Below are 12,799 nucleotides of genomic sequence, written 5' to 3'. Positions count from 1 at the left end.
CCATGAACGCCACCGCTGCCTCCATTTTGGTCATTGATGACGAGCCCGACCTGCGCACCCTGTACGAGTTGACCTTGCTGCGCGAGGGCTACCGCGTCGAGACCGCCTCGACCGTGCAAGAAGCCCGTGAACAGCTCAAGGGCCGCCCCTTTGATGTGGTGATCACCGACATGCGCCTGCCTGACGGCTTTGGCATGGAGATCCTGCAAGACCTGCGCGACCAGCAACGCCGCGAACGCTGTGTGGTCATGACCGCCTATGGGTCGGCAGAGAACGCGGTGGAGGCCCTGCGGTCGGGCGCGTTTGACTACCTGACCAAGCCGGTCGATCTCAAGCAGTTCCGCTCGGTCGTGGCCTCTGCCGTGCAGGGCACCGGCGCGACACCCGCCCCCCGAGCGCCCCGTGCGGGCACCACCCAGCGCTCATCGGCCTCTGGTGGCGAACAGGCTGCCACTGCGCCAGGGATCGTGCCCGCAGCGCTGGCACGTATGGTGGGTGACTCCGAAGCCATGCGCAACGTCAAGCAGCGCATCGCCAAGGTAGCGCGCGGCATGGCCCCCGTGTTGGTGCACGGCGAATCAGGCACCGGCAAGGAGCTGGTGGCCCAGGCCTTGCACGCCTGCAGCCAACGCTCGGACGGTCCCTGCATCGCTGTGAATTGCGGCGCCATCCCGGAAAACCTGCTCGAAGCAGAGTTCTTTGGCGCGCGCAAAGGGTCGTACACCGGCGCCAACCAGGACCGCGACGGCTACTTCCAGGCGGCACGGGGCGGCACACTGTTTCTGGATGAGATCGGCGACCTGCCTCTGGCCATGCAGTCGAAACTGCTGCGCGCGATCCAGGAGCGCAGCGTGCGCCCCCTGGGTTCGACCCAGGAGGAAACAGTGGATGTGCGCATCGTCAGTGCCACCCACCGCGATTTGGCCGCCGATGTCCAAACCGGGCGCTTTCGCCAGGACTTGTACTACCGCCTGAATGTGATCGAAATCGTGATACCGCCACTGCGTGAGCGCCGGGAGGACTTGCCCGCCCTGTGCACCACCTTGCTGGCGCGCATCAGCCAAGAGTCCGGCATGCCCGTGCCCCGACTGAACGAAGCGGCCTTGCAGGCCATCGCATCGCACCCCCTGACAGGCAATGTGCGTGAGCTGGAAAACCTGTTGCACCGCGCCGTGGCGCTGAGCGAAGGGGACGAATTGCAAGTGGAGTGGCAAGGCGACGCCACACCGCCGCAACCCTCAGCCCGCCCCGAGCCCACGCCCGACCAACACACCCACGGCACGCCGCATTCGGCGGCAGATTGCCCCGCCTTGCCCAACGACTTGCAGGCCTGGCTCGACCAGCAGGAGCGGGACATTCTGGTTCGGGCACTGAAAGAATCCGGGTTCAACCGCACCGCTACGGCCGCGCGGCTCGGCATCAGCCTGCGCCAGATTCGCTACCGCATCGCCCGACTGAACATTGCGGTGCCCAACGACCAGGACTTTCTGGACGAGATCGGCTGACATGGCCGCAGCCCCATCGGCAGACCTGTGGGACGGTGGCTGGCACCGCGATGCCATGCGACTACCTTCCCCCAACCACGGCCCCCGCCCTGCGGACGCCAGGCAGTCAGTGGACTTGGTCGTGGTGCATTCCATCAGCCTCCCGCCCGGGCACTACGGCACCGGGGCCGTGCAACAGTTGTTCACCAACACCCTGGACTGGGAGGCCCATCCCTATTTCCAGCAGATCCGTGGATTGCAGGTGTCGGCCCACTTCTTTATTGAGCGCAGCGGGCGCCTGTGGCAATTTGTGGACTGCGACCAACGGGCGTGGCATGCAGGCCAGTCGGCCTATCGCGGCAGAACCAACTGCAACGATGACTCGATTGGCATTGAACTGGAGGGACTGGAGGGGCATCGCTTTGAATCCGCACAGTACCTCACCCTGGCAGCGCTTTGCCATGCCTTGGCCGAACGTTACCCTCTGCGATATCTGGCAGGGCATGAGCATGTAGCCCCCGGGCGCAAGCAAGACCCAGGGCCTGGATTCAATTGGCACAAACTGGCAGAGCTGCTGACCCAAAGCACCCTGGAACTCCCCAGTCAAGTGACCCCTCGCTAAACCCGACCTGTTTTCAGGTTTAAAAATCGGGGCAGATTCAGGGTAGGATCGCCCCCCTTCCAAAAAGACAAACCAAGCACTGAGCGCCGCAGCGGGCCAAATACCGCGACAGCCCGCACCACCACAAGGTCTGCTCTTCCAAACCGTGTGGCACAGCGGGTTTTCACGCTCTGCACCCACCCCTGAAGGGGTGCAAAACAGCTGGTTTCCAGAAACCCAACACCCAAGGCATTACACTACCGGTAGTGTCTTGAACACAATCGACACACCATATATAGTGTGCGACAGCCGAAAGGCTGGCGCACCACTCTCGCCTTTGCAGCAGCCCCAGCGGCTGCCCACACACCCCAGTCAGCCCACAGAAGAGGACACCCATGCAAGCTGCTTTGAACACGCCCGCCACCACGCACGCCACCCCTGAAGAAGCCGCAGGCGACGCCGCCAACACGGCAGCCAACGCCCAAGGCCACTACCAGATCATTCGGCGCAACGGCGCGGTCGTGCCCTTCGAAGCACCCAAGATTGCCATCGCTCTGATGAAAGCCTTTTTGGCGGTGCATGGCACCCAGGGCGCAGCATCGGCCAGCGTGCGCGAGGTGGTAGACGCCTTGACGCAGGGCGTCAGCCGCGCGCTGATGCGCTCACGCCCCGGTGGCGGCACATTCCACATTGAAGACGTGCAAGACCAAGTCGAGTTGGGCCTGATGCGCGGCGGCCACCACGAAGTGGCCCGCGCCTATGTGCTGTACCGCGAGCGCCGCACACAAGAGCGCGCCAATCTGGTCAAGCAACATGCCCCCGCCGTGCCTGTACTCCATGTGCTGGACAACGGCCAGCGCGTCACGCTGGACCTGCACCGCCTGCAGTCCCTGATCGAATCGGCCTGCGTTGGGCTGGGCAAAGACATCAAGGCAGACCCCATCGTGGCAGAAACCATGCGCAACCTCTATGACGGAGTGCCCATGGACGAGGTGTACAAGGCGTCTATTTTGGCGGCCCGCACCCTGATCGAGAAAGACCCCGACTACACCTACGCCACCGCACGCCTGCTGCTGCACACCATCGTGCGCGAAGTGCTGGGCCGGGACGTCACGCAAGACCACATGGGCGCAGCCTACGCCGAGTATTTCCCCCAATTCATCCAAAAGGGCGTGGACAACGAACTGCTGGATGCACGCCTGCTGAAATTCGACCTGGCCCGTCTGGCGACAGCCCTGAAGCCCCAGCGCGACCTGCAATTCGACTACCTGGGCCTGCAAACACTGTACGACCGCTACTTCCTGCACGTGCGCAAGAGCCGCATCGAGTTGCCCCAAGCCTTCTTCATGCGTGTGGCCATGGGCCTCTCGCTCAATGAGAAAGACCCGGAAGCCCGTGCCATCGAGTTCTACGAAGTGCTCTCCAGCTTCGACTTCATGTCCAGCACGCCCACACTGTTCAACAGCGGCACGCTGCGCTCGCAGCTGTCGAGTTGCTACCTGACCACGGTGCCCGACGACCTGGACGGCATCTACGAATCCATCAAGGAAAACGCCCTGCTGTCCAAGTTTGCTGGCGGCCTGGGCAACGACTGGACCCGCGTGCGCGCCCTGGGCTCGCACATCAAGGGCACCAACGGCGAGTCCCAAGGCGTGGTGCCGTTCCTCAAGGTGGTCAACGATACGGCCGTGGCCGTGAACCAGGGCGGCAAGCGCAAGGGCGCCGTCTGCACCTATCTGGAAACTTGGCATCTGGACATCGAAGAGTTCCTGGAGCTGCGCAAGAACACCGGCGACGACCGCCGCCGCACGCACGACATGAACACGGCCAACTGGATCCCCGACCTGTTCATGCGCCGCGTGATGGAAAAGGGCACCTGGACCCTGTTCTCGCCATCCAACGTGCCCGATCTGCACGATCTATTTGGCGCAGACTTCGAGAAGGCCTACGTGGCCTATGAAGCCAAGGCCGCCAGCGGCGAACTCAAGCCCAGCAAGACCTTGCAGGCGACCGACCTGTGGCGCAAGATTTTGACCATGCTGTTTGAAACAGGCCACCCCTGGATCACTTTCAAGGACGCCTGCAATGTGCGTTCGCCCCAGCAGCACGCTGGCGTGGTGCACTCGTCCAACCTGTGCACGGAAATCACGCTCAACACGAGCGACACCGAAACGGCCGTGTGCAACCTCGGTTCGGTCAACCTGCGCCAGCACTTGAAGGATGGCCAGATCGATCACGACAAGCTGAAGAAGACCATCACGGTGGCCATGCGCATGCTGGACAACGTCATCGACATCAACTACTACGCCGTGACGAAAGCCCGCGACTCCAACCTGCGCCACCGTCCGGTGGGTTTGGGGCTCATGGCCTTCCAGGACAGCTTGTATGAGTTGCGCATTCCCTACGCGTCGCAAGAAGCCGTCGAGTTTGCCGACAAGTCGATGGAGGCCATCTGCTACTACGCCTACTGGGCATCGACCGAACTGGCCAAGGAACGCGGCCAATACTCCAGCTACAAAGGCTCGCTGTGGGACCGCGGTATCTTGCCCTTCGACACCCTGGACATGCTGGCGCAAGCCCGTGGCGGCTACGTGGAAGTGGACCGCTCCGCCACGCTGGACTGGGATGCCCTGCGCAAGAAGATCGCGCAGGACGGCATGCGCAACTCCAATTGCGTGGCCATTGCCCCCACAGCCACCATCTCCAACATCATCGGCGTAGATGCCTCGATCGAACCATCGTTTGGCAATCTGTCGGTCAAGTCCAATCTGTCGGGTGAGTTCACCGTGATCAACGGCGGCCTGGTGCGCGACCTCAAGCGCCTGGGCCTGTGGGACGACGTGATGATCATGGATCTCAAGCACTTCAAGGGATCGCTGCACCCCATCGACCGCGTGCCCGCCGACATCAAAGCGCTGTACTCCACCGCTTTCGAAGTGGAACCGAAGTGGCTGGTGGAGGCGGCCTCGCGCCGCCAAAAGTGGATCGACCAGGCCCAGAGCCTGAACATCTACATGGCCGGTGCATCGGGCAAAAAGCTGGACGACACCTACAAGCTCGCATGGGTGCGTGGCCTCAAGACCACCTACTACCTGCGCACGCAAAGCGCGACACACGTGGAAATGAGCACCGTGAATACGCGCCAGCTCAACGCTGTCTCGTCCGGTACCGAAGGCACTTCGGCCCAAGGCGCGCAAGCCCACAGCAACGCGCCCGAAGCCTCTGCCGCAACCACATCAGCAGTGCCAGCCACCGACGTTCAATTCACGGCGATTGACGATGTGGCTTGCGAGGCGTGCCAGTAACCACAACCACGCGGCACACCGACCCCAATTGGTGTGCTGCGCATGTGCTGTGAAGCAACAAATCGTTGCTGCATAACGCTTCAGTGCTTTCCTTTTTGCAGCACTGCTTTCATAATCCGAACACTGGAAAATCTATGCTGACCTGGGACGAAGAAGTCAAGCCCTCATCGCAAAATCAAACGGACGGCGGTCTGCAAAACAACCGCCAAGCAGAGCAGTCTCCGCTGTCTTTTGAGTCCACGGCATCGCAGCCTGCAACCAGTGCACAGCAGGCCCCAGCAGCCACACACCGCCGTGTCAATGCAGCAGACAAGCGCATCATCAACGGCCAGACGGACGTCAACCAGCTCGTCCCGTTCAAGTACAAGTGGGCCTGGGAAAAATACCTCGCCACCTGCGCCAACCACTGGATGCCGCAAGAGGTGAACATGACGCGCGACATCGCGTTGTGGAAAGATCCGAATGGGCTGACCGATGACGAGCGCCGCATCATCAAGCGCAACCTCGGCTTCTTTGTGACCGCCGACTCGCTGGCCGCCAACAACATCGTGCTGGGCACCTACCGCCACATCACTGCCCCCGAGTGCCGCCAGTTCCTGCTGCGCCAGGCGTTTGAAGAAGCCATCCACACCCATGCCTACCAGTACATCGTGGAGTCGCTGGGCCTGGATGAAAGCGAAATCTTCAACGCGTACAACGAAGTCCAGTCCATCCGGGACAAAGACGAGTTCCTGATTCCCTTCATCGAAGCGATCATGGATCCGAACTTCCACACCGGCACGCTCGAAACCGATCAGACACTGCTCAAGTCACTGATCGTTTTTGCCTGCCTGATGGAAGGGCTGTTCTTCTACGTCGGCTTCACACAGATCCTGGCGCTGGGTCGGCAGAACAAGATGACCGGCGCGGCCGAGCAATACCAGTACATCCTGCGCGACGAGTCGATGCACTGCAACTTCGGCATCGACTTGATCAACCAGCTGAAGCTGGAAAACCCACACCTCTGGACCCCAGAGTTCAAGGCCGAGATCAATGCCCTGTTCATGAAGGCCGTGGAGCTGGAATACCGCTACGCCGAAGACACCATGCCGCGTGGCGTGCTGGGCATGAATGCGTCGATGTTCAAAGGCTACCTGCGCTACATCGCCAATCGCCGCGCCACCCAGATCGGCCTGGAGACCCTCTTCCCGAACGAAGAGAACCCATTCCCATGGATGAGCGAGATGATCGATCTGAAGAAGGAACGCAACTTCTTTGAAACCCGGGTCATCGAGTACCAGTCGGGCGGCGCCCTGTCTTGGGACTGATCAGATCGCGCACTTTCGGCCATGGACGCTTACACCACACCCCGCTCACAAGTACCCTCACAGAAGGGGCTCGGCGGTGGTGTTTCCGTATTCATGGTGATGGAGCTCAAGAAGCGTCCATCACCATGGATCGCTTCTTGTCCACTGCAGACAGGAAGTGCTCTTTGCTAATTGACCCAAGGAGAACATGATGGCAACTGCGAAAAAACCGGCCGTAAAGAAAGCCGCCCCTGTGAAGAAGGCTGCTGCTCCAGCGAAGAAGGCTGCTGCTCCAGCGAAGAAGGCTGCTGCTCCAGCGAAGAAGGCTGCTGCTCCAGCGAAGAAGGCTGCTGCTCCAGCAAAGAAGGCTGCTGCTCCAGCGAAGAAGGCTGCTGCTCCAGCAAAGAAGGCTGCTGCTCCAGCAAAGAAGGCTGCTGCTCCAGCAAAGAAGGCTGCTGCTCCAGCGAAGAAGGCTGCTGCTCCAGCAAAGAAGGCTGCTGCTCCAGCAAAGAAGGCTGCTGCTCCAGCAAAGAAGGCTGCTGCTCCAGCAAAGAAGGCTGCTGCTCCAGCAAAGAAGGCTGCTGCTCCAGCGAAGAAGGCTGCTGCCCCAGCGAAGAAGGCTGCTGCTCCAGCGAAGAAGGCTGCTGCCCCAGCGAAGAAGGCTGCTGCTCCAGCGAAGAAGGCTGCTGCCCCAGCGAAGAAGGCTGCTGCTCCAGCGAAGAAGGCTGCTGCTCCAGCAAAGAAGGCTGCTGCTCCAGCAAAGAAGGCTGCTGCTGCAAAGAAAGTGGTGAAGGCTCCTGCCGTGACTGCAGCCCCTGCTGCCCAAACCACACTGAACCCCCAAGCTGCTTGGCCATTTCCTACAGGCTCCAAGCCCTAAGGAATTCGCGCTTTACCAAGCCCAACCCGGTGCCCTGCACCGGGTTTTTTTATGCCCAAACACTACTGAGAACCTGTTCTAAAAACGAGGCCGTGCCTGCCAACGCCCTCTCTCAAAGTAGTAGGGCGCGCCACATCAACAGCGCGCCATGGCACCACACCTCAGGCGTATTCTGTCGGAGAGAAATCCAGGGTGTAGTTCTGCGGGCCGCGCTGCGCGATCTTGAGCGCCCCCACCCGGTTGCCCAACTCGGCACAGCGCACGAGCGGCCAACCCTGCTCCAAGCCGAACAGCAACGCACCGCGCCACGCATCGCCACAACCCGTGGGGTCCACCACCGCCGCAGGCTGAGCAGGTGCCACACGGGTGCATTCGCCGGCCACCCACACATCCACACCCTCGGCACCCAGCGTGACGACCAAGCCCTGTACCTTGCGCGAAAGGTCCGACAGACTCAGGCCCGTGCGGTCGCACAGCATCTTGCCTTCATAGTCATTCACCGTGACCCAAGTCGCCTGCTCGATGAACTGAGACAGCTCGGCACCATTGAACATGGGCAAGCCTTGGCCTGGATCGAAAACGAAGGGGATACCCGCCGCCACAAACTGTGCTGCGTGCTCAAGCATGGCATTGCGACCGTCCGGCGAAATGATGCCAAGCCGGATCCGAGGGTCTGCAGTGATGCGGGTCACATGCGCCTGCATCATGGCCCCTGGGTGGAATGCCGTGATCTGGTTGTTGTCACGGTCGGTCATGATCATGGCCTGCGCTGTGTAGGTGCCATCCACCTGCTTCACAAACTGGTCGCTGATGCCCAAAGCCGAGAGGCGCTGCAGGTACTCCGCACCGTCCGTTCCCAAGGTGGCCATCGGCAAGGCCTCGCCACCCAGCAGCTTCAGGCTGTAGGCGATGTTGCCCGCACACCCCCCAAAGTCACGGCGCAAAGACGGCACCAGGAAGGAGACGTTCAAGATGTGCAACTGGTCCGGAAGGATCTGCTCCGCAAAGCGCCCCTCGAAGGTCATGATGGTGTCGAACGCCAGAGAACCACAAATGAGAGCAGCCATAGGAAACAATCAAAAAAAGAAAAATCAAGGATAGAAAGCCAGCAGGCGGTAGCCCGCCACCCGCGCGCCCCCCGTGGTGACCAGCACAGACACGGCGGCATTCCACTCGCCACCTGCAGGCAGCTCTTGGGGCGCCGACATCTCCGAGGGCAGCAGCACCCGCCGCAGCACCGGTTGGTCTTGCGCATCGGTCAGCGTCAGTTCCACGGCCGGCATTTCCAGTGGAAGGGTGGCACGGCTCTTCATGGTGATGGCCAGCACATAGCTGTCACCGCGCGCTTTGTTGAAGGACGAGCTGTCGATCACTACATCGCTGATCTGCCGCTGGGGCGCCAGTGCGCACTGCAAGGGCTCGCACAGCGCCAACAAGGCTGGGCGCAGCCGCGGCTCCATGGCCGCCAGGCGATTGCGCTCGTGTACCGCCACCTGCCCTGCCAGCACGGCCAGCAAGCCAAGAGACACGACCACCAAGGCCACTCGTACCAAGGGTTTTCGCCAAAACGCACGGCGGCGTGCGGCCTTCACAAAACTCACATCTTCAGTGGGCGTGGCATCTGCGGTGGCGTCGTCGCCATCATCGCCCGCCGCATCCGTCAGCAGCTCCACCGGGGCGCTGAAGGAAGCTGGCGGCTCCTTGCGCTCCGAATCGATGGGCGCCGACGGAAACGCCACAGAAGGCAACGCCAGAGCAGGGGCGACCTCGCCGTCGACACCATCTACGACGTCCTGGCCCTCACCCAACACCGAGGTCTCCAGGGGCTGCTTTTTCGCACGCCCCGCATTGCCTGCATCACCCTCCAACCGCTCAAGCCGCTCCGCAGGCTGGCCCTGTGCAGCCTCCTCCAAGGCCGACACCTGCACCGCTTGCTGGGCAGGCGGGTCTTGGGGCTTGGTGGGCAAGTCCAACGGAGGATACGGTGCATGGACCTGGGAGTCGGACTCGGGCATGGCCTGCGGTGCTGCCGCAGCAGCCCCATCGGCTGGCGCAGGCACAGCAAGGCCCTGCGGCAACTCCAGGTCCTCTGCCAAACCCTCTGGGAGCAGGGCAGTGTCTGCAAAATCTTCCGCGTAGGGCAGCTCGTAGCCGCCAGGCAGCGGCACAGGTGCCTGGGCTACCTGTGCAGCAGGAGCCTCAGGGGCGGCCACGGGCACGGGGGCACGCGTGCCCTGAAGCACCAGCTCCAACATATCGGCCGACAGGATGCGGCTTTCCTGCCGCTCCACGATCACAGGCCGAACTGGCACAGGCGGTGGAACAGGGGTCGAAACCTGGGGCGGATTCCGGGGAGTGGGAGCAGCAGGTGCGCCACCCCACGCAAACGGCGCCAACGGCTCCAAACCCAGCTCCGTGCCTTGCGGATGCCCATCGCGGTCACCCGCTGAGGCTGCGGCGAGAAAGGCTGGCAGCACAGGGTCGGGAACCGCCAGCACCTCTGGCAAAGGGGCCTGCGCCCGGGCTGGGCTGCTGGCCGGAGCAGAAGGGGCTACAGCCGCAGGGGCCTGCGGCTTGGCCACGGCAGCCCCTCTGGCAGCGACTGGTGCCGATGCGGGGGGAGCCCCCAGGCCCTGGTCGATTCATCCGCACGCGCCACGGGCTGGGGCGGTGGGCGCACATCGGTCAGAGAGACATCGGGCAGCAACGCTGGCGGCGGTGCGGGCATCAGAAACTCGGAGGCGTCAAACACCTCAGCGCAATTGCCGCAACGCACCCAGCCTTCAGAAATGCGCAGCTGATCCGCGACCACTTTGAACTGGGTCGAGCAGGCTGGGCAGCGTGTAATCTGGCTCATCTGCAATGGATTGTAGAGCGCACACCCCGCAGCCTGCGGGGCCTGCAGGCACAGATCAACGGCTGGCCGTCATCAAGATCCAGCCGTCTTCCTTGTCGGCCACCTGCAACTGAAGCCAAGGCGCGTACGCCTCTTGCAGCTCCTGGGCCTGGCGCTCCAAAATGCCGGCCAGCACCAGGTGTCCCCCGGCCGCCACATGGCTGCACAGCAAAGGCGCCAACACCCGCAACGGCGTCGCCAGGATATTGGCCAGCACCGTGCGGTACTCGCCCTGGGCCTTGTCAGGCAAACCCGCCTTCAGTTGCACGCCATTGGCCTGCGCGTTTTGCAAGGTGGATTCGACCGCTGCCGGGTCAATGTCCACCGCATCAATGTCCACGGCGCCAAACTTGGCAGCGCCGATGGCCAGGATGCCGGAGCCACAGCCATAGTCCAGCACACGCCCCAGGGTGCTTGTGCCATCGGCCGCCACAGCCCCATTGCGCGCAATCCAGCGCAGGCACATGCGGGTGGTGGGGTGTGTGCCCGTGCCAAAGGCCAGGCCCGGGTCCAGGCGAATGCTGCGCACCGCCTGCGCTGGCAACTCATGCCAGGTCGGCACGATCCAGAAGTCTGGGGTGATGTCCACCGGGGCAAACTGCGATTGGGTCAGGCGCACCCAGTCTTGCTCGGGCACATTGGCAATGCCCAGCACCTGGCAACCCTCAAAAAAATCCTGCACTGCCAGCAACTGCTGCGCTTCTTCGGCGGCCGCCTGGGTGGGGAACAACGCCACGACCCGGCTGCGCTGCCAGCCATCCTTGGGCGGAGGCATGCCCGGCTCGCCAAACAGCGCCTGCTCGGCATCGGTCTGCGCGTCCGCGTCTTCCACCGAAACGCTCAAGGCGTCCAGCGCATCCAGCGCATCGCTCACCGCTTCGATGCGGTCTTCAGGGCACATCAGGCTCAGCTCAAACATGAAAAACGCCTCTTTGCAAAAATGAAATGCTGGCACCCGTTTCCAGGTGCCAGCATGCGGGGTTGCTCAGCGCTTTATCAGCGCTTGTGTTGCGACAGCCACTCTTCCAGATAGTGGATGTTGGTGCCGCCAGCCATGAACTTGGCGTCCACCATCAACTCGCGGTGCAGCGGCACGTTGGTGTTGATGCCTTCGATCACCGTCTCGGACAGCGCCGTGCGCATGCGGGCCAGGGCCTGCTCGCGCGTGTCACCATGCACGATGATCTTGCCGATCATCGAGTCGTAGTTGGGTGGCACGAAGTAGTTGGTGTACGCATGCGAATCCACGCGCACGCCAGGGCCGCCCGGGGGATGCCAGGTGGTGATGCGCCCGGGGGACGGGATGAACTTGTACGGGTCCTCGGCATTGATCCGGCACTCGATGGCATGGCCTCGGATCTCGATCTGGCGCTGGGTGAACGGCAGCTTTTCGCCAGCCGCGACCATGATCTGCGTCTTCACGATGTCCACGCCGGTGATCCACTCGGTGACGGGATGCTCCACCTGCACGCGGGTGTTCATCTCGATGAAGTAGAACTCGCCGTTCTCGTACAGAAACTCGAACGTGCCCGCACCGCGGTAGCCGATCTTCTTGCAGGCTGCCACGCAGCGCTCACCGATCTTCTCGATCAGCTTGCGGGGGATGCCAGGGGCCGGAGCCTCTTCGATCACCTTCTGGTGGCGGCGCTGCATGGAGCAATCGCGCTCGCCCAGATACACCGCGTTGCGGTGTTTGTCGGCCAGCACCTGGATTTCGATGTGGCGAGGGTTCTGGAGGAACTTCTCCATGTACACCGCAGGATTGCCGAACGCAGCGCCCGCTTCGGCCTTGGTCATCTGCACGGCATTGACCAGCGCGGCCTCGGTGTGCACCACACGCATGCCGCGACCACCACCGCCGCCCGCGGCCTTGATGATCACGGGGTAGCCCACGGCCTTGGCGATGCGGCGGATCTGGACCGGGTCATCAGGCAGTTCACCCTCAGAGCCCGGCACGCAAGGCACGCCCGCCTTGATCATGGCCTGCTTGGCCGACACCTTGTCACCCATGGTGCGGATGTTGTCGGGTGTAGGGCCGATGAACTGGAAGCCGCTCTTTTCAACGCGCTCGGCAAAATCGGCGTTCTCCGACAGGAAACCGTAGCCAGGGTGGATGGCCTCGGCGTCAGTCACTTCGGCGGCCGAGATGATGGCGGGCATGTTGAGGTAGGACAGCGGCGAGGGCGCAGGGCCGATGCACACGGCCTCTTCAGCCAGCTTGACGTACTTGGCGTCGCGGTCGGCTTCGGAGTAGACCATCACGGCCTTCACACCCAACTCATGGCACGCGCGCTGGATACGGAGAGCAATCTCCCCGCGATTCGCAACGAGAATCTTTTTGAACATG

General features: G+C 62.5%; 10 protein-coding genes. 5 read left to right on the top strand and 5 right to left on the bottom strand.

All coding sequences use genetic code 11. The features are described 5' to 3' along the window. The first annotated feature begins 2 nt into the window (after positions 1-2). The 5 genes from EAG14_RS04780 (at position 3) to EAG14_RS23210 (ending at position 7,556) form a co-directional block, all read left to right on the top strand. The gene (locus EAG14_RS04780) at positions 3-1,505 is read left to right on the top strand and encodes a sigma-54 dependent transcriptional regulator (RefSeq protein ID WP_121728224.1); all 1,503 of its coding nucleotides are present in this window, start codon (positions 3-5) and stop codon (positions 1,503-1,505) included. 1 nt (position 1,506) lies between these two features. Continuing rightward, complete coding sequence (gene ampD / locus EAG14_RS04775; protein ID WP_121728223.1) at positions 1,507-2,106, top strand: 1,6-anhydro-N-acetylmuramyl-L-alanine amidase AmpD; 600 nt, start codon at positions 1,507-1,509, stop codon at positions 2,104-2,106. Positions 2,107-2,480: 374 nt separating this feature from the next. Further along, positions 2,481-5,390 carry a ribonucleoside-diphosphate reductase subunit alpha gene (locus EAG14_RS04770; RefSeq protein ID WP_121728222.1) on the top strand — a complete coding sequence of 970 codons (2,910 nt, stop codon included), beginning with the start codon at positions 2,481-2,483 and terminating at the stop codon, positions 5,388-5,390. Between the two features lie 134 nt (positions 5,391-5,524). Beyond that, on the top strand, positions 5,525-6,697 hold the full coding sequence (locus EAG14_RS04765) for a ribonucleotide-diphosphate reductase subunit beta (protein ID WP_099741871.1): 1,173 nt from the start codon (positions 5,525-5,527) through the stop codon (positions 6,695-6,697). Between the two features lie 190 nt (positions 6,698-6,887). Then, on the top strand, positions 6,888-7,556 hold the full coding sequence (locus EAG14_RS23210; RefSeq protein ID WP_121455986.1) for a histone: 669 nt from the start codon (positions 6,888-6,890) through the stop codon (positions 7,554-7,556). A 161-nt stretch (positions 7,557-7,717) separates the two neighbouring features. Here EAG14_RS23210 and EAG14_RS04755 read toward each other — a convergent pair whose 3' ends face one another. From EAG14_RS04755 to accC, 5 genes are all read right to left on the bottom strand, one after another. Beyond that, a complete protein-coding gene (locus tag EAG14_RS04755) occupies positions 7,718-8,623 on the bottom strand; it encodes a carbohydrate kinase family protein (protein WP_121728221.1) in 906 nt (301 codons plus the stop codon). Positions 8,624-8,647: 24 nt separating this feature from the next. After that, entirely contained in the window at positions 8,648-9,868 is a 1,221-nt protein-coding gene (locus EAG14_RS04750) for a DUF3426 domain-containing protein (RefSeq protein WP_240456941.1), read from the bottom strand. Positions 9,869-10,107: 239 nt separating this feature from the next. Continuing rightward, positions 10,108-10,413 (bottom strand): zinc-ribbon domain-containing protein, encoded by a 306-nt coding sequence (locus EAG14_RS23715; RefSeq protein ID WP_371414399.1) that lies wholly within the window; start codon positions 10,411-10,413, stop codon positions 10,108-10,110. Between the two features lie 55 nt (positions 10,414-10,468). Continuing rightward, positions 10,469-11,371, bottom strand: coding sequence for a 50S ribosomal protein L11 methyltransferase (prmA, locus tag EAG14_RS04740; RefSeq protein ID WP_121728220.1), 903 nt, complete (start codon positions 11,369-11,371; stop codon positions 10,469-10,471). A gap of 77 nt (positions 11,372-11,448) precedes the next feature. Then, on the bottom strand, positions 11,449-12,798 hold the full coding sequence (accC, locus tag EAG14_RS04735; RefSeq protein WP_099656420.1) for an acetyl-CoA carboxylase biotin carboxylase subunit: 1,350 nt from the start codon (positions 12,796-12,798) through the stop codon (positions 11,449-11,451). Between the last annotated feature and the right edge of the window lies 1 nt (position 12,799).

The sequence above is a fragment of the Acidovorax sp. 1608163 genome (assembly GCF_003669015.1).
Taxonomy (GTDB): domain Bacteria; phylum Pseudomonadota; class Gammaproteobacteria; order Burkholderiales; family Burkholderiaceae_C; genus Acidovorax.
This window is presented reverse-complemented; position numbering and strand designations above follow the sequence as displayed.

Excerpts from the sequence above, each read along its gene's own strand:
- ampD (WP_121728223.1), top strand. The coding sequence starts at position 1,507 with ATGGCCGCAGCCCCATCGGCAGACCTGTGGGACGGTGGCTGGCACCGC.
- EAG14_RS23210 (WP_121455986.1), top strand. The coding sequence starts at position 6,888 with ATGGCAACTGCGAAAAAACCGGCCGTAAAGAAAGCCGCCCCTGTGAAG.
- EAG14_RS04765 (WP_099741871.1), top strand. The coding sequence starts at position 5,525 with ATGCTGACCTGGGACGAAGAAGTCAAGCCCTCATCGCAAAATCAAACG.
- accC (WP_099656420.1), bottom strand. The coding sequence starts at position 12,798 with ATGTTCAAAAAGATTCTCGTTGCGAATCGCGGGGAGATTGCTCTCCGT.
- EAG14_RS04755 (WP_121728221.1), bottom strand. The coding sequence starts at position 8,623 with ATGGCTGCTCTCATTTGTGGTTCTCTGGCGTTCGACACCATCATGACC.
- EAG14_RS23715 (WP_371414399.1), bottom strand. The coding sequence starts at position 10,413 with ATGAGCCAGATTACACGCTGCCCAGCCTGCTCGACCCAGTTCAAAGTG.
- EAG14_RS04770 (WP_121728222.1), top strand. The coding sequence starts at position 2,481 with ATGCAAGCTGCTTTGAACACGCCCGCCACCACGCACGCCACCCCTGAA.
- prmA (WP_121728220.1), bottom strand. The coding sequence starts at position 11,371 with ATGTTTGAGCTGAGCCTGATGTGCCCTGAAGACCGCATCGAAGCGGTG.
- EAG14_RS04780 (WP_121728224.1), top strand. The coding sequence starts at position 3 with ATGAACGCCACCGCTGCCTCCATTTTGGTCATTGATGACGAGCCCGAC.